Consider the following 25,467-nt stretch of genomic DNA (forward strand, 5'->3'; position numbering starts at 1 on the left):
AACAGATTCTAAACGTCAAAATCTACTTTTACTTTATCTGATGTTGGAACTGCCTGACAGCTCAATACTAAGTTTTGTTGTACTTCTTTTTCTTCTAAAGCGTAATTCACTTTCATTTCTACATCCCCTTCTAACACCTCACATTTACAGGTACTGCAAACACCTCCCTTACAAGCGAAAGGCAAATCTGCTCCAGCTCCTAAAGCGGCATCTAAAATATTATCATATTCTTTAGTCATCGTAAACTGAAACTCTTTCCCCCCATCTACAATAGTCACCTCCGTTCCTTCTACATTTTGCTTAGAAAGCCTTTCTGCTCTTTGGATGTCTTCTTCAGATAATCCTGTTACAAACAATTCAAAATGAACCATTTCTTTAGGTAGACCAGCTTTAATTAAATAATCCCCTACGTAGTTGACCATTTTTTCTGGTCCGCATAAAAACACTTCACTTGTATCTGGAACGTCAATAAAAGTTTGCGTGAGCACATCCATCTTTTCATCATCAAACCTACCGTTGAAAAGCTCTATATCTCTTCTTTCTTTTGTTAGGAAATAATAAATCTCCAACCTCCCAAAATACTTATTACGAAGTTGTTCCAACTCCTCTTTAAAGATAATAGATTTTGCAGTTTTGTTTACATAAAACAACTTACAAGTAGATTTAGGCTCGGCAGCTAAATGTGACTTAACCATAGAAAGAACGGGGGTTATCCCGCTTCCTGCCGCAAAAAACAAATAGTTTTTAGCCAACTCTGGATTTACTTTCACACCAAATTTTCCGCTTGGCGCCATTACTTCCAGCATATCTCCCGCTTTTAAAGTATGGTTTACATAGCTAGAGAAAATACCTTCAGGTATTTCTTTTACTGCTACTTTCCATTCTTCATCGTAAGGACTAGAACACAAAGAATAAGATCTTCTTACATCTTCTCCATTTATTTCTTTTCTCAAAGTTAAATGCTGCCCTTGACTGAATTTAAATTCTTCTCTTAAATCTTGAGGTACATTAAAAGTAATAACAGTACAATCGTGTGTTTCTTTATGTAAATCCTGAACTGTTAATTGATGAAATTTTGCCATTATATAAATTAGTTACCTAACAAAACTAACACTTGTTAGTTTAAATTGCAAATCAAAGTTGTTAAAGTTTGATTCTTAGCTCTTAACAATTCCGTAAAGCAGAGTTTTGGGCAGATCTTGCTGTAAAGTAGCCACTTGAATGCTTGTTTTTTTAGCATACCAAATATGTAAAGTCCGTAGAGTTGTTAATACAGAGAAAACCACGATTTCCAAATCGATATCTTTTAACTCCCCTTCATCTTTACCTTGCTGAAGTATTTGCCTAAACTTACTTTCATATTCATTTCGCAAATTTAAATAACGCTGTTTGTATTCATCTTCTAAATGAATCCAATCATTATTCATACACGCTAAATGGTGTGTATATTTTAAGGTAATTTCAATGTGGTTTTGAATAATAGCCTCTAGCTTTTTTATACTACTTAATTTATCTAAATAAATGGTATTGATGTGCTGTGTAAACTCCTCAGCAACTTTAAGAATTATCAATCCTAAGATCTCTTGCTTAGAAGAAATATGGTTGTACAAACTTGCTGCTTTTATTCCCATTTCTGCAGCTAAATCTCTCATAGAAATAGCATTATAGCCTCTTTCTTTAAAAAGACGGGATGCAGTAATGATTATTTCCTGTTTTCTGGTTAGACTCATAGCCAAGCAATATACTAATTATCTTTAACAGCTTTTTCTTCCATTTAAAAATTTAAAGCTTAAAAAACTCACAAATCCTTTACCTCATTCATATTTTAAAGAAAGGAATTACTAATTTGGTCGGTTTTAAGTATTTAATTCATGGAAACTAATCACATACAAGAAAACGAGCTTATAAGTAAGCTCCCTCCGCATTTAAAACAATTCATAAAGCCACAAAATTATGAGCATTACACCCCTATCAATCAAGCGGTGTGGCGATATGTTATGCGTAAAAATGTAGATTATCTTAGTAAAGTTGCTCATGAATCTTATTTAGAAGGATTAGAAAAAACAGGGATTTCTATAGATGAAATTCCTAGTATGTACGGGATGAACCGTATTTTAAAGGAAATTGGCTGGGCAGCGGTTGCCGTAGACGGATTTATTCCGCCTAATGCTTTTATGGAGTTTCAAGCGTACAAAGTATTGGTTATTGCTTCAGAAATTCGCCAATTAGAAAATATAGAATATACTCCCGCACCAGATATTATTCACGAAGGTGCAGGACATGCCCCCATTATTGCAAGTCCCGATTATGCAGAATACTTAAGACGTTTTGGCGCTATTGGTAGTAAAGCTATTGCCTCGGCTCACGATATGGACCTTTACCATGCCGTAAGAGATCTTTCCATTATAAAAGAGGCTGATCACGCTTCCGCGGAAGCGATACAAGAAGCAGAGCAACGAGTAGACACTTTACAATACAAAAAAGTTGAACCTTCTGAAATTGCTTTAATTAGAAATTTACACTGGTGGACCGTAGAATATGGTTTGGTAGGCAGTTTAGAAAATCCCAAAATTTATGGCGCTGGCTTGCTAAGTTCTATTGGTGAAAGCAAAAGTTGCTTATTGCCAGAGGTGAAGAAAATACCTTATTCTATAGATGCTGCAACGCAAGATTTTGACATTACAAAACCTCAACCTCAACTTTTTGTAACGCCAGATTTTGCTTACTTAGCAGAAGTTTTAGAAGAATTTGCCGATAAAATGGCTGTGAGAAAAGGTGGTTATAAAGGCTTACAAAAATTGATTGATTCTAATTCTTTAGGAACTATTGAATTAAGTACTGGGATTCAAATTTCTGGAAATTTCACCAAAATGATCACCAATGAAGATCATGAAGTGGTTTACTTTGAAACCAAAGGAGAAACAGCACTTGCCAACAAAGATAAAGAACTCATTGGCCACGGTATACAAACCCATGCTAACGGATTTAGATCTCCAATAGGAAAATTAAAAGGTATTAATCTCGCTATTGAAAACATGGGGCCGCGAGATTTAAAGGCTTATAATTTTTATGATAACAAGCGAATTGAATTTACTTTTGACAGCGGAATTGTAGTAGAAGGTTTAAACGTTACCGGAATTAGAAACCTAAGAGGAGAATTAATTTTAATTCAGTTTACAGACTGTACCGTAACTTATAAAAATGAAGTTTTATTTTCTCCTGAAGAAGGTGATTTTTATATGGCTGTAGGTTCGCAAATTACTTCTGCTTTTGCTGGAGCTGCAGACCCTTATTCTTTTGAAGCTTTAATTCATGAATTGTCTACATCTTTAGATAAGAAAGAAAAAAGCGACAAAGAAATTAAACTAGAACAACTTTACCAACAGGTTAGAACTTTAAGACAGAACACTATAGATAAAGGGGTTTTAGAAGAAGTTTTTATTCAGCTTAAAGCTGAACACCAACAAGATTGGCTATTGTCTTTAGAATTGTATGAGCTTGCAAAACAAAATAAAATGGAAAGTTTTACTAGCGAAATACGTCAACATTTAGAAAAACTTAAAATTTCACGTCCTAAAATTGCACATTTAATTGAAGACGGTTTAGAATTGATACATTCTTAAAGTAAAATCTCTAATTCTTTTTCAGATTGAATAGGTTGTTTGTGGTATTCTAAAGTCCACCCCAAACTATTGGTTAAAATAAAAAGTTTTTGAAGCTCTGAAACAAGTCGGTTTTCTGCATTTTGCATAACAACCGACTTTTCTATTTTCTCTTTTATTTGCTTTGTCACTCTTTTTTTAATCACATTATAATCATCGGCTTTAAATTGATTAAGGTAATCTTGTGTAACATCGTAAAAATCGAATTCAGGGTAAATATTTAATTCGGGTTTAGGTATTTTTGTGATACGAAGAATTTTATCTTCTGTTAGCACTTCATATTGCATTTGCGCCAAATCATAAGCAACAGTAGCTTTGGTGTTTACTGCTAAAATAGCTTTCTTTTTGGCTGTAATTCCTAAAAAAACATTTTCTGTATTCTTGTAAGTGAAAATTTGAGCGTAAGAACTTTCTGTGACTACTAATTTACTCACGTTTTTCACTTCTTTTTCTATAAGGGCCGAAGTTTGTGCTAGCTCAGTTTTATTGTCTTTTTTATCTACAAAATATTGATAACCAAAAAACACAATAATCGTTACCACTACTCCTAAAACAAATTTTTTCATAGACTAATTTTTCTCTAAAATACGTTATTTTGCGTTAGGGATAGCAGCGGTTACCCTGCAGCATTTTGAAAAAATGTGAAGCGTAATAGCGCATAGCCCGACCCGAGTGTGCGAGGGAAACGTCCCACAAAACTCCATTATTTTAAAAATTTATAAAAGGGAATTTTTCAATTAGTGCCTTCTTACTTACTTCTAATTTGTTTAAAAATTTTTGATGTGCTTCACTTTCTTTATTAAAGGCTTTATGCAACATTCCTTTTTGAATTTTATCGATCTCTTGCATCGTTTGCTGTGTTGATTGAGTCAAGCGGGTTTCTACAAAACGCTGCCAAATATAATCGATAGCTAAATCGCTAGGATGCAACATATCTTGCGCGTAAAAACGATAATCTCGCAACTCATCCATCATAATTTCATAAGAAGGAAAATAAGCCGTTTTCTTTACGGAAGCAATACTTTGATGCACCGCTGTAATTAAAGCCGATTTACTTTGCTGATTTTCTACAAAACCATCTTTAATATGACGCACAGGAGAAACTGTAAAAATAAATGCTGCGGAAGGATTTACTTGCTGAATAAGCTCAACGGTGCGCTGAATGCTTTCTTGAAGTTTTTCAGCTAAAATTAGTTTTTTATCAAATTCTCGTTGCGGAATTTTGTGGCAATTGGCAACAAATTTTTGAGTGTTTTTTAATTGATAAACCCAAGCCGTCCCGTATGTTATTATTATATGAGAAGCTTCTTTTAGCTTTTTATACGTTTGCTGAAGCGCTTTATTAAGTGTTTGCAGAAGTTGAACTTTATCTGGAGAACTCAACCGAGAGTGAGCATCAAAACAATGCCATTGTTCGTTATGAAATACTAAATCTTTTTCGGTATAAACAAATTGATTAACCGCCTTATTCACTAAATTCTCAATCGCAAAAGGATGAAAAAGAATTCCAAACGGATTTTGAAGTTGTCTAAATTTAAAATAAGTAAACTTCTCGCCTATATTTTCTGAAAAACAAGATCCTAGTAACACCAGTTTAGAGGTGTAATCTATTTTAGGTTCTTGCGCCTTTATAGGTATTTTGGTTTGAAACTGCATAAAAAAATGATAAATGTAAAAGTAACAAATTAGACTTTTACATTTATCATTCTATAAAGATCATTTTATTTTTAAGCAATGTAGTTTTTAGCTTCGGTTAAAGCCATTTTAATTCCCTCAGGGTTTTTACCGCCTGCAGTAGCAAAAAACGCTTGACCACCACCTCCACCTTGGATGTGTTTTCCTAATTCGCGGACCATTTGGCCTGCGTTTAACCCTTTTTCTTCGGCTAAATTTTTATCGATATAAATAGAAAGAAGAGCTTTTCCGTTTTGTTGAGATCCTAAAACCATAAATAGATTTTCTACTTCACCACCTAACTGAAAAGATAGATCTTTCATAGCTCCTGCGTCTAAATCTACTTCTTTTGCTAAAAACTGCACTCCATTTACTTCTGTTAAAGCAGCTTTTAAATCTCCCTTTACATTCCCTGCCTTTTCTTTCTTTAATTGCTCTATTTCCTTTTTAAGCTGCGTGTTTTCTTCTTGTAAATCACTTACTATTTTTAAAGGATTTTTAGTGTTTTTCACTAAACTCTTTAGCTCGTTAAAGCTTTCACTTTGCTGGGTTAAAAAGTCTTTTGCAGCATCACCAGTTATCGCTTCTATACGTCTTACTCCAGAAGCAACGGCTCCTTCAGATAAAATTTTAAAATGCCAAATATCTGTGGTATTGGGTACGTGAGTTCCTCCACAAAGCTCCATAGATTCACCAAAACGAATAGTTCTTACTGCATCTCCATATTTTTCTCCAAACAATGCAATTGCTCCTTGTTCAATCGCTTGATCGTAAGCTATATTACGTTGTTCTTGTAAAGGCAATTGCTCCCGAATACGAGCATTTACAAAATCTTCTACTTCTTTTAATTCTTCCGTAGAAACTTTACTGAAATGTGAAAAATCGAAACGTAAATATCCACTATGAACCATAGAGCCTTTTTGTTCTACGTGTGTTCCTAAGATATTTCTCAATGCTTGGTGCATTAAATGCGTCGCAGAATGGTTGGCTGCAGATCGTTTACGTTGTTTTTCATCTACAACCGCTCTAAATTTACCCGTTAAATCTACAGGTAAAGTTTTCGTAATATGAATGATAAGGTTGTTTTCTTTTTTAGTATCAATAACATAAGTAACATTTCCGTTAGCAGCTTCTAAATATCCCTTATCACCTACTTGCCCACCTCCTTCTGGATAAAAAGGTGTTAGATTAAAAACCAATTGATATAATTCTCCTTCTTTTTTACTTTCTACTTTTCTATACTTTGCAATTTTAACATTGGCTTCTAAATGATCGTATCCAATAAATTCTTCTTCCTCATCTTCAAATAAAATTTGCCAATCGTCTGCTTTCATTTGTGCAGCCGAACGAGAACGCTCTTTTTGTTTTTGTAATTCTGCTTCGAAGGTTGCTTGATCTAAGCTTAAACCTTTTTCCTCTAAAATCAATGCAGTCAAATCTATAGGAAATCCATAGGTATCATAAAGTTCAAACGCTTTTTTACCCGATACTTCTTCTCCTTTAGTGCTTTCTATAATGCTATCTAATAAAATTAACCCCTGATCTAAAGTTCTTAAAAAAGAATTCTCTTCTTCCTTAATCACATTTTCGCACAAGTTCTTTTGCTTTTTAAGTTCTGGGAAAGCTTCTCCCATTTGCTTACTTAAAGTCGCGACTAATTTGTAAATAAAAGGTTCTTTGGTGTTTAAAAACGTAAATCCGTAACGAATAGCGCGACGTAAAATACGTCTAATCACATATCCCGCTCCATTATTACTTGGCAATTGTCCATCGGCTATAGCAAAAGAGACCGCTCGTACGTGGTCGGCAATTACACGAATCGCAATATCTATTTCTTCAGACTTACCATAGGTAGAATTGGTGATGGCTTGTATTTCTCTAATAAGAGGTGTAAAAACATCGGTATCATAATTAGACTGAGTTCCTTGCATCACCATACATAAACGCTCAAAGCCCATCCCTGTATCAATATGCTTATTAGGAAGTTCTACTAATTTCCCTGTAGCCATTCTATTAAACTGAATAAAAACTAAGTTCCAAATTTCAACCACTAAAGGATGATCTTGATTAACTAAATCTTTACCTGGTATTTTAGCTTTTTCTTCTTCAGAACGAATATCGATGTGAATTTCAGAAGCTGGTCCGCAAGGTCCCTGGTCTCCCATCTCCCAAAAATTATCTTTTTTGTTTCCTAACAAAATGCGTTCTTCTGGCACAATAGCTTTCCACAGATCAAAAGCCTCTTGATCTAAGCCTAATCCATCTTCTTGATCACCTTCAAAAACGGTCACATATAAGTTTTCTGAAGTAATATTAAACTCTTTGGTTAATAACTCCCAAGCCCACTCTATAGCTTCTTTTTTAAAGTAATCACCAAAGCTCCAGTTTCCTAACATCTCAAACATGGTATGATGATAGGTATCTTTACCTACTTCTTCCAAATCATTATGTTTACCGCTAACACGCAAGCACTTTTGAGTATCTGTAGCTCTTGTACTTTTTGGAGTGGCATTGCCTAAAAAATATTCCTTAAATTGATTCATCCCTGCATTGGTAAACATAAGCGTAGGGTCATCTTTAATGACCATAGGTGCAGAAGGAACTATTTCATGTTTTTTAGATTCAAAAAAAGCTAAAAATTTAGAACGGATTTCTTGTGATTTCATATACTTACCTTAATGGGATAAACGTTATAATTATGTTACTAGTGAAACAATTTCTATCTTTGTTCGTCTTTCTAAGCATAACACTTAGTTACAAGTCGCAAAAATAGTATAATTTAGAAGAATGTCGAAGGTTAAATATTATTACGATAGCGAAACGCTTTCTTATCAAAAAATAGAAAGGAAAAAAGGACGCCGATTAGGCTTTATAGCCCTTGCTATTGCAGGAACTTTCCTTGCTGGGTTTTTATTATTATTGGTATATATTAACTTACCACAAATTGAAACCCCCAAGGAAAAAGCAATGAAAAGGGAGCTCAACCATATGGAGCTTCAATACCAAGTGCTCAACAAGAAAATGGCTCAGGCTCAAAAAGTACTCTCTGAAGTAGAAAATAGAGATAACAATATTTATCGTGTTTACTTTGAAGCCAATCCTATTCCCGAAGAACAACGTAAAGCCGGATTTGGAGGTATTAATCGCTATAAGAATTTAGAAGGTTACGATAATTCGGATTTGATTATCGAGACCAACAAAAAGATGGATATCCTACAAAAGCAAATCGTAGTACAATCAAAATCGCTAGATGAAATTGCTCTTTTAGCAGAAAAGAAAGAAAAACTTTTAACCGCTATACCCGCAATTCAACCAGTAAAAAATGAAAATTTAACCCGAATGGCATCTGGTTACGGAATGCGTATGCACCCTATTCTAAAATATAGAAAAATGCATAATGGGATGGATTTTACAGCAAAAACAGGAACAGAGGTTTATGCAACGGGAGACGCTGTAGTAAAAAAAGCTTCTAGATCTACCGGTTTTGGTAATCTTATTGTTTTAGATCATGGTTTTGGTTATGAAACCTATTACGCTCACTTGAGCAAGTTTGATGTCCGTAAAGGTCAAAAAATTAAAAGAGGAGAAGTAATTGGAGAAGTAGGTAGTACAGGACTTTCAACAGCGCCTCACTTACATTATGAAGTACATAAAAATGGCAGAGTTATTAATCCTATTAATTTTTATCATGGTGATTTAACTGCCGAAGAATATGACATTATGCTCAACCAGTCCAATCTAGAAAATCAATCATTAGATTAATGAAAGCCAACTTACCAGACAAACTATATTACGGCATTGGCGAAGTGGCTAGAGCATTTAATGTAAACACCTCACTTATTAGATTTTGGGAAAAGGAATTTGATGTCATTCAACCTAAAAAAAATGCAAAAGGAAATAGAAAATTTACTCCGCAAGACATCAAAAATTTAGAGTTTATTTATCACTTAGTAAAAGAAAGAGGTTTTACTTTAGAAGGTGCAAAAACGCACTTAAAAGAAGAAGGTAAAAAGACCCTTCATAACTACGATATTATTCGTAAATTAGAATCTATTAAATTAGAATTAACCAAAATAAAAAATCACATTTAACACACCTTACTTATGAAAAAGTGGCTTATTCCATTAATTATTATCGTTGTTCTTGGCTTCATTGCATTTAGCTTTTTTGGCGGAGTTAACAACACTGCTGTGGAACATGAAGAGAATGCAAAAACTGCATGGGCAAATGTAGAAAGCGCCTATCAACGTAGAAATGACCTTATTGGCAACCTGGTAAATACGGTTAAAGGAGCAGCAGATTTTGAAAGAGAAACTTTAACAGCTGTTATAGAAGCTCGTTCTAAAGCTACCTCGGTAAACGTAGATGCTAACAACTTATCTCCAGAAGCTATTAATAAATTTCAAAACGCTCAAGGCGGATTAACATCTGCGCTTTCTCGTTTATTAGTGAGTGTAGAACGTTACCCAGAGTTGAAAGCCAATCAAAACTTTTTGAATCTACAATCTCAATTAGAAGGCACAGAAAATCGCATCAATGTAGAAAGAAACCGTTATAACGAAGCGGTGAAAGAATACAATACGTACATTAGAAAATTCCCTAATAATATGGTGGTTGGGATGTTTGGATTTGAAAAAATGTCTCCTTTCTCTGCCGATGCTGGAGCTGAAAAAGCATATAAAGTAGAATTTTAAATTAAGACCTATGTCAATTAACCTCATTACTTCAGAAGATGAAAAAGAAATCGTTTCGGCCATACAAGAAGCCGAAAAAAACACCTCTGGAGAGATAAGGGTGCATATAGAAAAAGAATGTAAAGAAGACGTTTTTAGCCGAGCTAAAAACGTCTTTGAATTTTTAAAAATGCACGAAACCGAACTTAAAAATGGAGTACTTTTTTACGTCTCTACCCAAGATCATCATTTTTACATTCTTGGCGATAAAGGAATCAATGATGTCGTAGAAAAAGATTTTTGGGAAAGCACCAAAGAAATCGTGATTTCAAATTTTAAAAATGGGAATTACAAAGAAGGTTTGGTTGAAGGTATTTTAAAAGCAGGAGAACAACTAAAGAAGTTTTTCCCTTATCAAAAAGATGACATCAACGAATTGTCTGACGAAATTTCACGTGGTTAATGATACAGCTTAAAAAACAATCCTCTCTACTTTACCTTACACTTCTTTATATAGGTTTTTTTCTTAGTTATGCTTCCGCGGAAGCGCAATTAAATATTCCTAAAAAACCAAAAGAACAAACCAGTGTTTATGATGCTGCCAATGTACTTAATGAAAGTCAAGAAAGCAGATTAGAACAAAAATTAATCCGCTACGCCGATACTACTTCTACACAAATTGTTATCGCAACGATTAAAAGCCTTAACGGAGAATATATTGGCACCTATGCAGCGGAATGGGCTCACGCTTGGGGTATAGGACAAAGCGATAAAGACAATGGCTTATTAATACTACTTTCTGAAGGAGACCGAAAAATTTGGATGACCACCGGCTACGGACTAGAACAGTATTTAACCGATTTTAGAAGTAAAGAAATCATAGATCAAATTATTACCCCAGAGTTTAAACGAGGTGATTACTATTCTGGTTTAGATAAAGGCACAACAGCGGTATTTCAAGTCCTTAACGGTACTTTTAAAGGAGCTCCCAAACGTAAATCCTCTACTGGAGGAAAATCATTTCCGTTTTTCTTTATAGCTTTTATAGTTTTTGTCATCATCATTTCATTTATAAAAAATAAAAGAGGTGGCGGTAAAAATGGCGGAAAACGTAGCGGTGCAGATACTCTTTTAGACGTACTTATTTTAAGTAGTCTAGGTCGTGGCTTTGGAGGCGGCTCATCTGGAGGAGGCTTTGGAAGCGGTGGCGGTTTTGGAGGAGGCGGCTTTGGAGGTGGCTTCGGCGGCGGCGGTTTTGGAGGCGGTGGTGCTGGTGGTAGCTGGTAAAACTTTAATACATAGTTTATGACAAACTATGGACATATAAATGTCGTTAAAAAGTCGATTCTTGTCGTTATCTTTTTCGAGTCTAATGTTTATTTTTATAACAGATTTAAATTAGATATGCATCATGAATTCACTCGCAACAAAACTTAAAGAAGCTCGAAAAAGTAAGGGGTTAACCCAAGAAGAACTCGCAGAACAATCTCAAGTTAACCTAAGAACTATTCAAAGAATTGAAAATAGTGAAAGTGAACCAAGAGGAAAAACCCTCAACTTAATTTGTAATACCCTACAAATAGATTTAGAACAGTTACTTTCTGTAGAAAATTCAGAAAAAAAGAAAAACATAGGTCCTAAAATCGCACAAGGATTTTTCTTACTAGCATTAAACTTTATCCTAATCGGTATTATTGGTTATTTAACTTTTGACTCAAATGCTAATACAAATAGTCTTTTCGGAGGGGTTTTAATTAGTTTTCTTTTACCTCTTTTTATCGTTCTTTATACAAGAGAAATGGGTGCTGTAGAAAGATTATTAAAATTTGGTTTAGGATATGTAAGTTATTTTCTATTAGTATTAACTAGCCACGGCTTCTCAACTGGATTTAAAACAGGGCTATTTCCTTGTTTATTATTGAGTTTAACCCTATTATATTTTGGCTCAGTTTTGATACGTAGAAAAGTAATCGCTTAAACATAAAAATCCCCAATTATAAAATATAATTGGGGATTTTTATGTTGATCAATATCGGTTAACGTCTTCTACCTCTTCTTTTATTTGGGTCTTTACCTCCAAACTTACTAAGTTTATAAGTAAAGCTAAACATCACATATTGCTCTAATACCAATTGTTGTGTATCCTGTACAAAGTCATCTCCTGTAGTTCTACTGGTAGAAATATTTTGATCTAAGACATCAAATACCTTTACTTTAAAAATCCCATCATCTCCCATAATTTTATATCCTAAGCTCATATTCCATAACACAAAATCATTTTTAAAACCTGGTGCTATATTTCCTAAATGCTGATAAGATATATCGTTTCCAAAAACAAAGTTTTTAGGCCAGTAAGAAGTAAGCTCTAATCCCACATTATGGTTTACATAATTTTGGTCTCTCGTATTATTTAAACTGTATTTAGCATTTATAAAACTAATATCATAAGAAGGCTCGATGGTTAAAATATCTACTATATCATATTGTACTCCTAAATTAGGACTCACACTGTAACGATTAGAATCGAATTTAACTCCGTTAGAAAAACCTAAATCTTTGCTCATATTACCATAAATTCCTGCATCAATTTTAATCGTGTTCTTACTTTCTAAGGTTATGGTTTTATCTAAGCTTGCTCCTGCAAATAAACTATAAGCACCATCTACATTTGTATATGAAGTTGTTCTGACCAAATCTTGGTTGGTCGTGGTGATAGAGACTACTTGATCATTCGTTAGATCTCCTCCCAAATATGCATAAAACCCAGAGCGAGATTTAAAGTCATAGTTATTAAAATTCATATAAATATTGTGTTGTAAAGAAGGATCTAAATTAGGATTACCCGTAACAATATTTAATGGATTTGTAGTATTCGTTACAGGCTGCAATTGAGTAATAGAAGGTACGTTTCTTGAGTTTCGATAATTAAAATAAATCGATTTAGTTTTGTTTAATTTATATCTAAAATATGCTCTCGAATAAAAATTATTGTACGTATTATCAAAAGAAGTTTCAGTAAATAAATCTTCATTTTTTAATCTTACATTTTCCAAACCTCCCGATATACTTGCTCTTAATTTATCATCTCTATAGACTAAACCAATATTAGGTCTATGGTTAAATGTTTCTGAATTAAAATCATTACTTAACGTATCTACGAGCACATCATATTCTCCCGTAAGGTCATTTTTCTCATAAATTAAACGCTCGCTTTCATCATTAGATTTGGTATAACTATAAGAAACATCTAAGGATAATTTTTCACTTAACGGAAGTCTTGTGTTTGCGCTTATACTATATTCATCCTTTCTAGTATTTTGATTGATGAATTGATCCTGAATATCAGTATCGGTTAAATTACCAGCATCATCATAAATCTCTCTTGATGAGAAATAAACATTCTCTTCCTCTGATTTATTATTAGTATTATCAAAACCAAGACTTACAAAACCGCCTTTAGTTCCAAACTTTCGAGAAACATTTAAATTGTTAGAGAAGTTAGTACTCAACAGCTCGGTATATTGTTCGGTTTCTGCGGTGTTAATAGGAGTTCCATCCTCCTCAAAAGAGCTGGTATTAGAATTACTTTTTACAAAACCGTCATTTACCGTGATATTGGGACGAAAAGAAATCCGCGTAAGCGTATCGGGCTCAAATTCGAATCCAAAACGAGCTCTGTGGTTGTCATTTTTCCTGTCGGAAGAAGAAGTAGAATTATTAAAATAAGTTCTATCTGGAAGAATGTTTTCTCTTTCAACCTCTGTTCTAGTTTTGGTATCACCACGGTTAAAAAAGTAATTAGCAGAAAGCTCTGTCTCATCACTCCATTCGTTCACAAAACTCACTCCGCCATTGTCCGATTTGGTGATTCCTCCTCCTCCAGAACCAAAGCTATTACCGTTAATGCTAAAGTTACCGTTACTATTTCTCGTAATAGCATACGCATTTCTTCCCATAGCATCAAAGACCTCATCGAACGTAAAACCCGAAGAGTTGATATTGTTAGAACTTGCTAATACACTTACTCTTAAATCGTCTTTAAAATAATTGCCAATTCCGCTAAGTTCATAACGTTCATCAGTTCCACCACCAGCTGTAAGACGAGCAAAATAACCTTTGTTTTTATCTTCATCTATGGTAATATTAATCGTTTTATTTTCTGAATCTCCCTCTTTTCCAGTAAATTCTTCTGATTTAGTTTTAGTATCTACCACCTGAATTTTGTTGATAATTTCTTTAGGTAAATTCTTGGTAGCAATTTTAGGATCATCACCAAAAAACTCTTTTCCGTTTACTAAAATTCTAGATACTGGTTTACCGTTAACGGTAATCGCACCATCTTTATCTACCGCCACACCAGGTAATTTCTTAAGTACTTCTTCTAAGTTAGCATCTGCTTTGGTTTTAAAAGAAGCTGCATTAAATTCTAAGGTATCGGTTTTTATAGAAACTGGAGCTTTTGTTCCTTGCACGACCACTTCACCTAATGTATTGTCGGCCAATTGTAAGGTAATGGTTCCTGTATTTATGGTTCTATTTTGTGAAAGTTGATAGCGTTTTTTATAGGTCTGAAATCCTGTAAAAGATATAAAAAGGTTCACTTCATCTACATCTGTTGAGCCTTCAACTATAAAATTTCCATCAACATCAGAAATGGTGTAGTCTACCAAAGAGCTATCTTTTACTGCTTCTACATAAATAGTAGCCGACTCTAACGCGACGTTTTCACTATCAATAATTTTTCCTTGAATCTTGTAATCTTGCGCTTCCGCGGAAGCGAAAATGAATAAAAAACCCAGCAAGAAAAACTGAGCGAGAACATTTTTAAATAGCATAGATTGATTTTTAACCGTTAGTCTTCTTGTAATAGACTTAAAAAAAACTTAAAAGTTTGATTGGCTAGTTGAATTTTTCTTAAAAATTAATTTTTACTATAATAAAAAAGGAGATAAGTAGTGTTACTTATCTCCTTTGTATAAATTTAATTAAATATATTCTTACTTCTTTCTCATATAAACAGAAATAGGAACCCCATTAAAGTCAAATTTTTCTCTTAATTTATTTTCTAAAAATCGCTTATAAGGATCTCTAACGTATTGAGGTAAATTACAGAAAAATGCAAATTGAGGTTGCGGTGTTGGCAACTGAGTAATGAATTTAATCTTTACATATTTACCTTTATAAGCTGGCGGCGGATAATTTTCTATTAACGGCAGTAAAGTATCATTAAGCACGCTAGTCTTGATTTTCTTACTTCTATTCTTGTACACCTCAACGGCTGTTTCTATCGCTTTAAAAATACGTTGTTTGTTAAGTACAGAGATGAAAACAATAGGCACATCTGTAAAAGGTTCTATTTCTCTTCTAATTTTAGCTTCAAACTCTTTCATGGTATTGGTTTCTTTTTCTAACAAATCCCATTTATTCACTAAAATCACAACTCCTTTTCGGTTACGTTGCGCTAACCAAAAAATGTTTTGTACCTGTCCGTCAAAACCACGTGTAGCATCTACGACAAGCAAACAAACATCGGCATGTTCTATTGCTCGAACGCTTCGCATTACCGAGTAAAACTCAATATCTTCTTTTACTTTAGTTTTTCGACGAATTCCTGCAGTATCTACCAAGTTAAACTCAAACCCGAATCGGTTATATTTGGTATCTATTGAGTCTCTAGTCGTTCCTGCAATATCGGTAACGATGTAACGTTCTTCCCCGATTAATGCATTGATAAAAGAAGATTTCCCTGCGTTTGGTCTACCTACAACGGCAAATCTTGGTAATTCATCTTCTTCTACTTCTTCTTTTTCTGGTAAAGCTTCAACTACGGCATCTAATAAATCTCCCGTACCGCTACCATTTATTCCAGCAATGGTATAATACTCTCCCAAACCAAGAGAATAAAACTCCATAGCTTGCTCTGTACGTGCACCATTATCTACCTTATTTACTGCTAAAAATACAGGCTTTTTTACTTTTCTCAATAGTTGAGCAACGTCTTCATCCATAGGACTAATTCCGCTTTCTACATCAACCATAAAAATAATAACATCGGCTTCATCTATAGCCAACACTACTTGTTTATCTATTTCTGCTTCAAATGCATCATCACTACCAATAGCATAACCCCCAGTATCAATTACTGAAAACTCTCTACCATTCCAGTCAGATTTCCCATAATGACGGTCTCTAGTTACACCACTTACAGCATCAACTATAGCTTCTCTTCTTTGAATTAATCTATTAAAAAAAGTAGATTTTCCTACATTTGGTCTTCCTACAATGGCTACTATATTTCCCATAATCTTTCTTTTAGGCTGCAAAAGTACATGTTAAATCCTATAAAGTATACCTTTGACTTTTAATTATTAACGCGAAGTGTTTTTAAGTTCTGCAGAGAGAACATCTTTTGTGATTTTAACGAGTTTAAATCTTAGGTAATATAATTTAGACATCTTCGATTCTTTTATATCTTCTTGAGAATTATCTAAAGTTAAATTTTCTAATTCTTCTCTCGTAATTTCACTGTTTTGATTACTCAAAACTTTTTTAAATTCTAATAAAGGCTCTTGAAGTTGAACTAATTCAGCTTTCATTTCTTCTTGAGATTGAAGAACGCTAATGGTTTCTAACGACTTTTCAACCTGCGTGTTTATATTTTTAAATGCTGAAAATAACTGATTAGCTTTTTTTACTACAGAGTCATTTTGAGTTTTTTCGATTTCTTGTTGTAATGAATCTACCAATACTATTTCTCTATTAGCACTTTCATTAAATTTTCTACTCATATCTACAAATGCGTGTTCTACTTGATGATCTACATAAGTAGGGTCCAAGATTTGTTTTGATTTATTTTCTTCTTCTTTACAAGAATATATACCAACAACTAAGCAGAAAAGAAATAAAACTCGACACATATTGAAAAACTTATTTGTTATTGTATCCAAAACGTTTTAATTGTTTTTGGTCGCTTCTCCAGTTTTTATTCACTTTCACATATAATTCTACATGAACTTGTTTCCCGAAAAACTTCTCTAAATCTTTTCTAGCCTCTACCCCTACTCTTTTAAGCGCGCTTCCTTTATGACCAATAATAATTCCTTTTTGAGTTTCTCGCTCTACCATGATCACACTTCGCATGCGAATGATATTTTCTTCTTCAAAAAACTCTTCAGTATCGATCTCTACGCTATACGGAATCTCTTTTTTATAATGTAATAAAATTTTCTCTCTGATAATTTCATTAACAAAAAATCGCTCTGGCTTATCTGTTAAAGCTTCTTTATCATAGAATGGAGGAGAATCTGGAAGTAGTTCTAAAATACGATTAAAAACTTCTGGTACCCCAAAATTTTCTAAAGCTGAAATAGCAAATATCTCTGCATTGGGAACTCGAGCTTTCCATAAGTCTACTTGTTCTTCTACGAGTTGTTGATTTCCTTTATCTACTTTATTCAGCAATAATAAAACTGGTATTTTAGCTGAAGTAATTTTTTCAAAAAAAGATTCATCTTTTAAATCTTTCTCACCTAATTCTACTAAATAGATAAGTACATCGGCATCCTCAAAAGCAGATTTAACAAAATCCATCATCGAAGCCTGAAGCTCATATGCCGGTTTGATAATTCCTGGAGTATCACTTAAAACCACTTGAAAATCTTCTCCATTAACAATCCCCAAAATACGGTGTCTTGTCGTTTGAGCTTTACTCGTTATAATAGATAAGCGCTCTCCTACAAACGCATTCATTAGGGTAGATTTCCCTACGTTAGGGTTTCCTACAATATTTACAAAGCCTGCCTTGTGTGCCATAATTTTTATTTGAATTGCAAAGGTAAGTTAATTTAGGAGATCCCAATTTTAAACATAAAAAAAGACCGCTAAAAAAGCGGTCTTTTTAAATGATAAACTAATCCCTAATTATCTTATTACCAATTTATGTGTCTTAGACTGGCTTGAAGTTGATACTTTTAAAAGATATACTCCAGAAGACATTGCCGATAAATCTAATTGACTTGCTCCTGCTGTAATTGTATCTTGATATACTAATCTTCCTGAAATATTATATACGTTTACCTGAATATCATTTGTGATACTTGGATCTATTTCGATGTTTACATTTCCTTGAGATGGGTTTGGGTAAATAGAACTAATATCTATTTGTCTTGTTTCATCTACAGTTAAAACCCCTCCAAATTCAAACGCTCCAATGTCTCTTGTTCCATCAATAACATAGTTACGTTGATCGTTAAACATATCTGCTGAATCACCTGCATCAACTGCTGGACTTCCACTCATTAATGCAATAGTCATGGTTTCACCACCATTATCTTGTAGCGTAGATAACATTGAAGAAACATCTATTAAATCATTAGCTTGGTCTACAAATATAGATTCATCATCATTACCTATTAGGTTATAATCTTGAGATGTAAACGTACCTGTAACATCATTACCCATTGCTGAAGTATTATCTGAAACAATTGTATTTTTTATCTCTACTGCTGTCAATGCAGAAATACCTCCACCATTGTTGGTTGCTGTATTAAACGCTATCGTAGAAGCATTAATTGACATCACATCATTGTTTGAAATTCCACCCCCATCTGTACTTGCAGAGTTAAAGGCAAATGTACTTGTCATAATATTTGCAGTTCCCATATCATTAGATAATCCTCCTCCAACACCGTTGGTAGCTGAATTATTAGAAATTGTTGAAGTTTCGATATTCGTTATACCTCCGTTGTTGTAGATTCCTCCACCGTCACCATCAGACAAGTTATCATCTATAGTTGTTCTAGAAATATTCATAGTTGCCCCTATTTGATTCCAAAGACCACCACCTTCATTTGCAGCAGAATTACCTGAAACTAAAGACATATCTATACTAAATTGAGTAACCGCTGAAATATGTACTGCTCCTCCATTTCCTGGATTTGCTGTTCCTGCTAAACCATTTACATCGTTATTCGTTAATTCTGAATCTAAAATCATCACTGTTCCATCAATAACTTCTATAGCTCCACCTGCTCTGTTTGCAGAATTACTATCTAAAATAGACTCATCTATAGTGATGGTCCCAGCAAGAGATAAAACACCTCCTCCAGAACCAGAAGTTCCTGTAGCCGAGTTATTAGTAATTTCTGAATCATCCATAATATTTACAATTCCTCCTTGATTGTAGACTCCACCACCACCAGTTGTAGCAGCATCTCCTTCAGCCGTATTGGTATCAACAATTACTCCGTCAAGATTCATTGTTCCTGTACCATTCCATAATCCACCACCTTGAAAAGCAGCCATATTATTAGTTATTGTACCTCCATCGATATTTACATCTCCAGCGCCTGAAACATGTATTGCTCCACCGCTCCCTGGATTCTCAACAGCACCTGGAGCAACTCCAGCGTTGTTTCCATCTAAAGTAACGTTCGTTAATGAAACTCCTACACCTGTACCAGAATTATCTTCGATTCCGCCTCCTGCTCTGTTAGCTACGTTATCTGAAATTTCTGAACTCGTAATATTTACCATCGCTCCAGCATCATTTAAAATTCCTCCACCAGAACCAGATGTCCCATCTGCTACATTATTAGTAATCATAGTATTGTTAGTAATGGTAAGGGTTCCGCTAAGGTTATAGACTCCTCCACCTCCATGGTCTGAATCATTTCCACTTGCAGTATTGCCATCGATAGTTACTCCGTCAACACTCATCATTCCTGATCCGTTCCAAAGTCCTCCACCTTCACTAGCTGCCATGTTGTTGTTTACTGTTCCACCAACAATGTCAATACTTCCTGATCCGCTTACGTGTAAACCACCACCATTTCCTGGTGCTGCTGTTGCATCTAGACCAACTCCTGCATTGTTTCCGTTAAGGGTAACATTATCGAGCTCAATCAAACCACTACCAGAGTTATCTTCTATTCCTCCTCCTGCTCTATTGGCTATATTATCTGAAATTTCTGAATTTAAAATAGAAATATTTCCTCCATTACCATTATCATCATTATCATTTAAAATTCCTCCACCAGAACCAGATGTCCCATCGGCTATATTGTTAGAAATTACAGTATTATTTAAAATGGTAAGGGTTCCGCTAAGGTTATAAATACCTCCTCCACCATGGTCAGAGTTATTACCGCTAGCAGTATTTCCATCAATCGTTACTCCGTCAATTGTCATTGTCCCGCTTCCGTTCCAAAGACCACCACCTTCTCTTGCAGCTATGTTGTTATTTACAGAACCATCGGTAATATTTACATCACCTGCGCCTGTAACGTGTAAAGCTCCCCCATTTCCTGGAGCAGCAGTTGCACTTGGGGCAACACCAGCATTGTTACCATTAAACGTAACATTGGTAAGCGTTAGATTTAATCCTGCACCAGAATTATCTTCAATCGCTCCTCCTGCTCTATTCGCTATATTATCTGTAAAATCTGAATCATTTACAGTTAATGTTGCTCCTGCATCTAGAAAAATAGCTCCTCCAGAACCTGAAGTGCCATTAGCTTGATTATCTGTAAAGTTACAATCATCTAATGTTAATGTGGTTGTAGCTCCTGAAACATAGATTGCTCCCCCGTCGACTTCTTCTCCATTAACAAAATCTATATTGTTAATATCTACCGTGCCCGCAGTAACATTAAAAATTCTGCCCATATTATCGGCGTCAATTTCAACGTTGACTAGAGTACCCCCGTCAATAGTTAAGGTTTTATCGATAGTTATTTCACTGTCTAGGTCAATTGTTCCTACTGAAAGGCCAAAGGTGATCACATCACCTGGCTGAGCATCTATAATTTCTTGACGTAAACTACCAGCTCCACTATCGTTACCGTTAGATACTTGTGCCAAAACTTCTTGGTTTGAAAACATAGCTGTTATCGCAATAAAAGCTAATAATGTAATTTTTTTCATAGTTAATTTTATTTGGTTAAACTTGCTGGTATATACGTTCTGAAAAACTCAAAGGTTTTTCAAAATCAGTGATTTAACTCTTAATTAACTTTTCGAAAGAGAATGATTGTTTTTTCTTAAAATATTAACACCTTATACAAAAAATGCCCAAATTTTCATTTGGGCATTTCATTCTTTATTTATCTATTGATCTTATTCTTTAGACCACATATCATTTTGTCCGTTAACATCAGCCAGCTTTTTTTCTGGATCAAATTCTACAGATTTAATTTCTTTAGTGGTTTCTATAAAATGTTCCCAAGTGTCTCCACGCTGCCATATTTCCACCGGAAGGTTTATTTTTTCTGAAGATCCATCATTCATTTTCACCAGTAATGTTACTGGCACAGGAATTTCTTCTACTTTTTCTATTTTAATGAGGTAACCTTTCTCATTTTTCTCTACTCCATTTACGGCAATATCAATATTCTCTGTTCCGTAAAACCATCCTTTCCAAAACCAAGAAAGATTTTCTCCTGTGGCATTTTCCATATGATTGAAGAAATCTGAAGGTTGTGGATGCTTAAATGCCCAAGTTTTAATGTATGATTTAAAAGCATAATCAAAACGTTCTGGTCCTATAATATATTCACGCAACATCAACAAACCTGCAGCTGGCTTATAGTATGCCGTGTAACCTAAGTTTCTTAAATTAGTTACATCTGGATAATTATCTATTCCTTCTCTATTTTCGCTAGTTAAATAACTTTTTAGCATTCTAACATTTCCTAAAGAAGCAGGATACTCTCCATTATTAAATGCCAAGGTACTGTAATGATTAATAAATGTATTAAAACCTTCATCCATCCAAGCATATCTTCTTTCATTACTTCCTACGATCATTGGAAACCAGTTATGACCAAATTCGTGATCTGTTACTCCCCAAAGAGAAGCTCCTTTGCTCTTCCAGCTACAAAAGTTTAAGCCAGGATATTCCATTCCTCCAATATCGGCAGCTACATTTACAGCACTAGTATAAGGATATTCAAAATAATTTTTAGAGTAAAACTCTACAGATTCTTTAGAATACTCGGTAGATCTAGACCAAGCTTCTTCGCCATCACTTTCTTTAGGATAGGCAGATTGAGCCAATCCTGTTTTTCCTTCCGATAAGTTTATTTTTGCGGCATCCCAAATAAATGCTGGAGAAGAGGCAAAAGCAACATCTCTTGTATTTTCCATTTTAAAGTGCCAAGTCAACATTCCGTTATTCTTAACGTTAGAAGACCTCTCACCTACTTCATTAGGTTTTACAATATAAACGGTTTCATTACTTTCTTTAGCTTTTTCCCATCTTTCTAATTGTTTTTTAGTTAAAACATCTTTTGGGTTTTGAAGCTCACCAGAACCTACAACGGTATGATTATACGGTGCGGTAACTTTATAATCGTAATTTCCGTAATCTACGTAAAACTCCCCTGCTCCCAAATACGGTTCGGTATTCCAACCTACTACATCATCAAAAACAGCTACTTTAGGGAACCATTGTGCCAAAGCGTAAATAGTACCTTGTTCTACATCTAGTCTTCCCATACGATCCATTCCTTCTACAGGAATTTTATAAGAGAAATTCATTTTCACAGTTGCTTTCCCTCCGTTAGCTTTAATAGGCTTATCAAAGAAAACTTGCATTCTAGTATCGTTAATAAGGTATTTGTTAGAAGTTTGTCCAGCCGATTTTGCAGAAAAATTTGAAACTGTATAACCTCCTTCTACATCTCCATTGTATCGATTTCCTCTCATAGGTGTTGTTAAAGTACCTCTTGAAGAATCTGTAAATCTATTTTGTTCTAAGTAAAGCCACATAAAGTCTAAAGTCTCTGGACTGTTATTGGTGTACTCTATCTCAATATTTCCGGTAATTTTATGGGTTTTGTCATCTAGGGTTACTTCTATTTGATAGTCGGCACTATTTTGCCAATACTCTGCTCCCGGTTTACCCGAAGCCGTTCTAAAAGCAGAACCTTGACGGTACATTAACTCATCAAAATTTTGTTGATTGTTTTCTTTTGCTTCTGGCACTTGCGCCCAAGTCATAAAAGAACACAATACAGTTACAATGAAAAAATAGGATTTTAAGTTTCTCATACTTCTATTAGGTTAGTTAAAATATTGATTAATTTGAGGGTAATTTATTTCCGTAAAGTGGGTAATAATTTTATCTGCTTGAGAATAGTCTTGATTTTTTGAATGCGGACTTTTAAATGCTACACAAAAAATGTTAGCTGCTTTTGCTGCTTTTATGCCACTTGTAGAATCCTCTATCACCATGCAATTCTCTACCGGAAAACCTGAAGATTGAGCAGCTTTTTGGAAAATCTCTGGATGAGGTTTGGAAGCTTTTAAATCGGCTCCGCTAAGTTTATCAACAAAATATTGATTTAATTCAAAACGATCAAATACGCTATTAATAGTTCCCATAGAAGCAGAAGACGCCAATACAAGTGTAAGTCCGGCTTCATAGTAATTTTCAATAAGCGCCCTTACCCCATGAATTAAATCTAGATCTGGATCTGATTTGAAGAGTTCTTTAAAAATAGATCTTTTTTTATCTACTAATTCTTGTGGATCAATAGGTAATTTAAAATACTCACACAACTGTCTACAAACATTAATGGTAGATTGTCCAGTAAAGGTTTGGTAATGTTTTTCTGAAACATCTATTTGATAATGTTCAAACATTCCAAAATAGGCTTTATGATGAAGCGGTTCTGTATCTACAATTACCCCGTCCATATCAAATAACACAGCTTTTAGCACGATAAATCAATTTTACGCCGAATATACGAGCAATGTGTTACTTTAAAAAATAAAACTTCTACATATTAAGGAGCTTTTGGATGTCATTTTCTATGCTTTGAGGCTTGGTAGTTGGAGCGTATCTTTTATAAGGATTACCCTTAGCGTCTATTAAGAATTTAGTGAAATTCCATTTAATTTTACTTCCTAAAAAACCTCCTAGGTTGTTTTTAAGGTATTTAAAAATAGGATGAGTATTTTTTCCATTTACATCTATTTTTTCCGTTAACGGAAAAGTAACTCCGAAGTTAATTTCACAAGCCGATTGCATATCATTATTATTCACTGGTTCTTGACCCATAAATTGATTACAAGGAAAACCGATAATTACCAATCCGCTGTCTTTATATTTTTGATGAAGATCTTCTAAGTCTTTAAATTGAGATGCCAAACCGCATTCTGTAGCCGTATTTACAATTAAAACCACTTTATTTTTAAAAGATTTAAAATCGATGGTTTTACCGTTTGAACTTTTTATTTGATGGGAATAGAACTTATTCATTTGTTTTTATTACAAAACTCTTTATTTATTTACTACCAAGCTGTGTAACAAATGTTAAAATAAAAAGTCTGTCTTTTAGAGTAAAAAGACAGACTTTAAAGTTTATTTAAACTGGAAGACTTAGCTAGTTTTCACTACCATTTTACCTTTATTTTTTCCATCAAAAAGATCTATGAATGCTTGCGGAGTATTCTCAAACCCCTCTACTATAGTTTCTTCAAACTTTAATTTATCTTCCTGAAGCCAAGTAGCCAATTGCTTAATACCATCTTGAAATTGGTCTTGATAATTTCTAACAATAAAACCTTGCATCTTAGCGCTGTTCTTTACCAAAATTGGCTCTACTCTTGGTCCTGTTGGCATTTCAGTTTCATTATAAAGAGAAATTGCACCACAATTTATTATACGAGCAAAGTGATTGATATTAGCCAAAACACCATCTGAAACTTCACCTCCTACATTATCAAAATATACATCGACTCCATTTGGCGCTGCCTCTTTAATTGCTTTAGCCATATCTTGAGTAGTTTTATAATTTACTGCCTCATCATAGCCAAACTTATCTTTGAGCATTTGCACTTTTTCATCGCTACCTGCTATTCCTATAGTTTTTAAGCCTTTTATTTTTGCGATTTGACCAACTACACTTCCTACTGCTCCAGCGGCTCCACTTACAACTATAGTTTCTCCTTCCTTCGGCTCTCCAATATCGGTTAGGCCAAAATAAGCGGTCAATCCTGTCATTCCCAAAATACCTAAATAAGCAGATAATGGCGCTTGATTAGCGTCTACTTTTCTTAAGTTTTCTCCATTAGAAGTCTGAATCTTTTTCCAAGGTAAATTACCCATTAAAAAATCTCCCTCGTTAAATGAGTCATTTTTAGATTGAGTTACTTTTACAACAAGCGCAGAACTCATTGGTTCTTCTAGCTTAAAAGGTTCGATGTAAGATTTTTGATCTTTCATTCTTCCTCTTAAATATGGGTCTACAGATATATACTGAGTTTCTAATAAGATTTCCCCATCATTAAGTTGTGGCTCATCAATTTCACGAATCTCAAAATCTGATGTTGATGGCTTACCGTCTGGTCTTTTCTTTAATAAAATTTCCTTATTCATGTTTTTATTTCAAATTTAAAACGTTTGAAAGCTATACTGTGTTAAGTTAATTCTAAACTTAAATTTAAAATGTTAA

General features: G+C 34.2%; 21 protein-coding genes. 7 read left to right on the forward strand and 14 right to left on the reverse strand.

Annotated elements, in window-relative coordinates; all coding sequences use genetic code 11:
• Nucleotides 1–8: 8 nt before the first annotated feature.
• Both FT986_RS09100 and FT986_RS09105 read right to left on the reverse strand, forming a co-directional pair.
• On the reverse strand, nucleotides 9–1,082 hold the full coding sequence (locus FT986_RS09100) for a 2Fe-2S iron-sulfur cluster-binding protein (protein ID WP_147864763.1): 1,074 nt from the start codon (nucleotides 1,080–1,082) through the stop codon (nucleotides 9–11).
• A 75-nt stretch (nucleotides 1,083–1,157) separates the two neighbouring features.
• A complete protein-coding gene (locus FT986_RS09105; protein ID WP_147864764.1) occupies nucleotides 1,158–1,730 on the reverse strand; it encodes a TetR/AcrR family transcriptional regulator in 573 nt (190 codons plus the stop codon).
• Nucleotides 1,731–1,871: 141 nt separating this feature from the next.
• On the opposite strand from FT986_RS09105, the gene FT986_RS09110 reads away from it, so the two are divergent.
• On the forward strand, nucleotides 1,872–3,623 hold the full coding sequence (locus FT986_RS09110) for an aromatic amino acid hydroxylase (RefSeq protein ID WP_147864765.1): 1,752 nt from the start codon (nucleotides 1,872–1,874) through the stop codon (nucleotides 3,621–3,623).
• On the opposite strand, the gene FT986_RS09115 is transcribed toward FT986_RS09110, so the two are convergent.
• The 3 genes from FT986_RS09115 to alaS form a co-directional block, all read right to left on the reverse strand.
• The gene (locus FT986_RS09115; protein ID WP_147864766.1) at nucleotides 3,620–4,228 is read right to left on the reverse strand and encodes a DUF4230 domain-containing protein; all 609 of its coding nucleotides are present in this window, start codon (nucleotides 4,226–4,228) and stop codon (nucleotides 3,620–3,622) included. The genes FT986_RS09110 and FT986_RS09115 overlap by 4 nt on opposite strands.
• A 142-nt stretch (nucleotides 4,229–4,370) precedes the next feature.
• The gene (locus FT986_RS09120) at nucleotides 4,371–5,318 is read right to left on the reverse strand and encodes a GSCFA domain-containing protein (protein ID WP_147864767.1); all 948 of its coding nucleotides are present in this window, start codon (nucleotides 5,316–5,318) and stop codon (nucleotides 4,371–4,373) included.
• A gap of 71 nt (nucleotides 5,319–5,389) precedes the next feature.
• Nucleotides 5,390–8,002 carry an alanine--tRNA ligase gene (gene alaS, locus FT986_RS09125; protein ID WP_147864768.1) on the reverse strand — a complete coding sequence of 871 codons (2,613 nt, stop codon included), beginning with the start codon at nucleotides 8,000–8,002 and terminating at the stop codon, nucleotides 5,390–5,392.
• 121 nt (nucleotides 8,003–8,123) lie between these two features.
• Between alaS and FT986_RS09130 the strand changes: the two genes are divergently transcribed.
• From FT986_RS09130 to FT986_RS09155, 6 genes are all read left to right on the forward strand, one after another.
• Nucleotides 8,124–9,098: a M23 family metallopeptidase gene (locus tag FT986_RS09130; protein ID WP_111540538.1), complete on the forward strand. Its 975-nt coding sequence runs from the start codon at nucleotides 8,124–8,126 to the stop codon at nucleotides 9,096–9,098.
• Nucleotides 9,098–9,427, forward strand: coding sequence for a MerR family transcriptional regulator (locus FT986_RS09135; RefSeq protein ID WP_111540539.1), 330 nt, complete (start codon nucleotides 9,098–9,100; stop codon nucleotides 9,425–9,427). The genes FT986_RS09130 and FT986_RS09135 overlap by 1 nt, the downstream gene beginning before the upstream one ends.
• Before the next feature lie 12 nt (nucleotides 9,428–9,439).
• Nucleotides 9,440–10,030 carry a LemA family protein gene (locus FT986_RS09140; protein ID WP_147864769.1) on the forward strand — a complete coding sequence of 197 codons (591 nt, stop codon included), beginning with the start codon at nucleotides 9,440–9,442 and terminating at the stop codon, nucleotides 10,028–10,030.
• A 10-nt stretch (nucleotides 10,031–10,040) separates the two neighbouring features.
• Nucleotides 10,041–10,472, forward strand: coding sequence for a TPM domain-containing protein (locus tag FT986_RS09145; protein ID WP_147864770.1), 432 nt, complete (start codon nucleotides 10,041–10,043; stop codon nucleotides 10,470–10,472).
• Nucleotides 10,472–11,296 carry a YgcG family protein gene (locus FT986_RS09150; protein ID WP_147864771.1) on the forward strand — a complete coding sequence of 275 codons (825 nt, stop codon included), beginning with the start codon at nucleotides 10,472–10,474 and terminating at the stop codon, nucleotides 11,294–11,296. Before FT986_RS09145 ends, FT986_RS09150 begins: the two co-directional genes overlap by 1 nt.
• Nucleotides 11,297–11,420: 124 nt before the next feature.
• Entirely contained in the window at nucleotides 11,421–11,987 is a 567-nt protein-coding gene (locus FT986_RS09155) for a helix-turn-helix domain-containing protein (protein WP_147864772.1), read from the forward strand.
• Between the two features lie 58 nt (nucleotides 11,988–12,045).
• Here FT986_RS09155 and FT986_RS09160 read toward each other — a convergent pair whose 3' ends face one another.
• From FT986_RS09160 to FT986_RS09200, 9 genes are all read right to left on the reverse strand, one after another.
• Nucleotides 12,046–14,844 carry an outer membrane beta-barrel protein gene (locus tag FT986_RS09160; RefSeq protein WP_147864773.1) on the reverse strand — a complete coding sequence of 933 codons (2,799 nt, stop codon included), beginning with the start codon at nucleotides 14,842–14,844 and terminating at the stop codon, nucleotides 12,046–12,048.
• 162 nt (nucleotides 14,845–15,006) lie between these two features.
• Nucleotides 15,007–16,311 carry a ribosome biogenesis GTPase Der gene (gene der, locus FT986_RS09165; protein WP_111540545.1) on the reverse strand — a complete coding sequence of 435 codons (1,305 nt, stop codon included), beginning with the start codon at nucleotides 16,309–16,311 and terminating at the stop codon, nucleotides 15,007–15,009.
• A 66-nt stretch (nucleotides 16,312–16,377) separates the two neighbouring features.
• Nucleotides 16,378–16,926 carry a hypothetical protein gene (locus tag FT986_RS09170; RefSeq protein ID WP_187248597.1) on the reverse strand — a complete coding sequence of 183 codons (549 nt, stop codon included), beginning with the start codon at nucleotides 16,924–16,926 and terminating at the stop codon, nucleotides 16,378–16,380.
• A 10-nt stretch (nucleotides 16,927–16,936) separates the two neighbouring features.
• The gene (gene era / locus FT986_RS09175; RefSeq protein ID WP_111540547.1) at nucleotides 16,937–17,821 is read right to left on the reverse strand and encodes a GTPase Era; all 885 of its coding nucleotides are present in this window, start codon (nucleotides 17,819–17,821) and stop codon (nucleotides 16,937–16,939) included.
• A 108-nt stretch (nucleotides 17,822–17,929) separates the two neighbouring features.
• Nucleotides 17,930–20,932, reverse strand: a complete 3,003-nt coding sequence (locus FT986_RS09180) for a T9SS type A sorting domain-containing protein (protein WP_147864775.1) — start codon at nucleotides 20,930–20,932, stop codon at nucleotides 17,930–17,932.
• 192 nt (nucleotides 20,933–21,124) lie between these two features.
• The gene (locus FT986_RS09185; protein ID WP_147864776.1) at nucleotides 21,125–23,059 is read right to left on the reverse strand and encodes a M1 family metallopeptidase; all 1,935 of its coding nucleotides are present in this window, start codon (nucleotides 23,057–23,059) and stop codon (nucleotides 21,125–21,127) included.
• A 12-nt stretch (nucleotides 23,060–23,071) separates the two neighbouring features.
• Complete coding sequence (locus FT986_RS09190; RefSeq protein ID WP_187248598.1) at nucleotides 23,072–23,731, reverse strand: HAD family phosphatase; 660 nt, start codon at nucleotides 23,729–23,731, stop codon at nucleotides 23,072–23,074.
• A 58-nt stretch (nucleotides 23,732–23,789) separates the two neighbouring features.
• Complete coding sequence (locus FT986_RS09195; protein ID WP_147864778.1) at nucleotides 23,790–24,272, reverse strand: glutathione peroxidase; 483 nt, start codon at nucleotides 24,270–24,272, stop codon at nucleotides 23,790–23,792.
• Between the two features lie 120 nt (nucleotides 24,273–24,392).
• Complete coding sequence (locus tag FT986_RS09200; protein WP_147864779.1) at nucleotides 24,393–25,391, reverse strand: NADP-dependent oxidoreductase; 999 nt, start codon at nucleotides 25,389–25,391, stop codon at nucleotides 24,393–24,395.
• Nucleotides 25,392–25,467: the final 76 nt, after the last annotated feature.

Origin of the sequence: Mesonia sp. K4-1, assembly GCF_008017825.1 — a bacterium.
In the GTDB taxonomy this organism is placed as follows: domain Bacteria; phylum Bacteroidota; class Bacteroidia; order Flavobacteriales; family Flavobacteriaceae; genus Mesonia.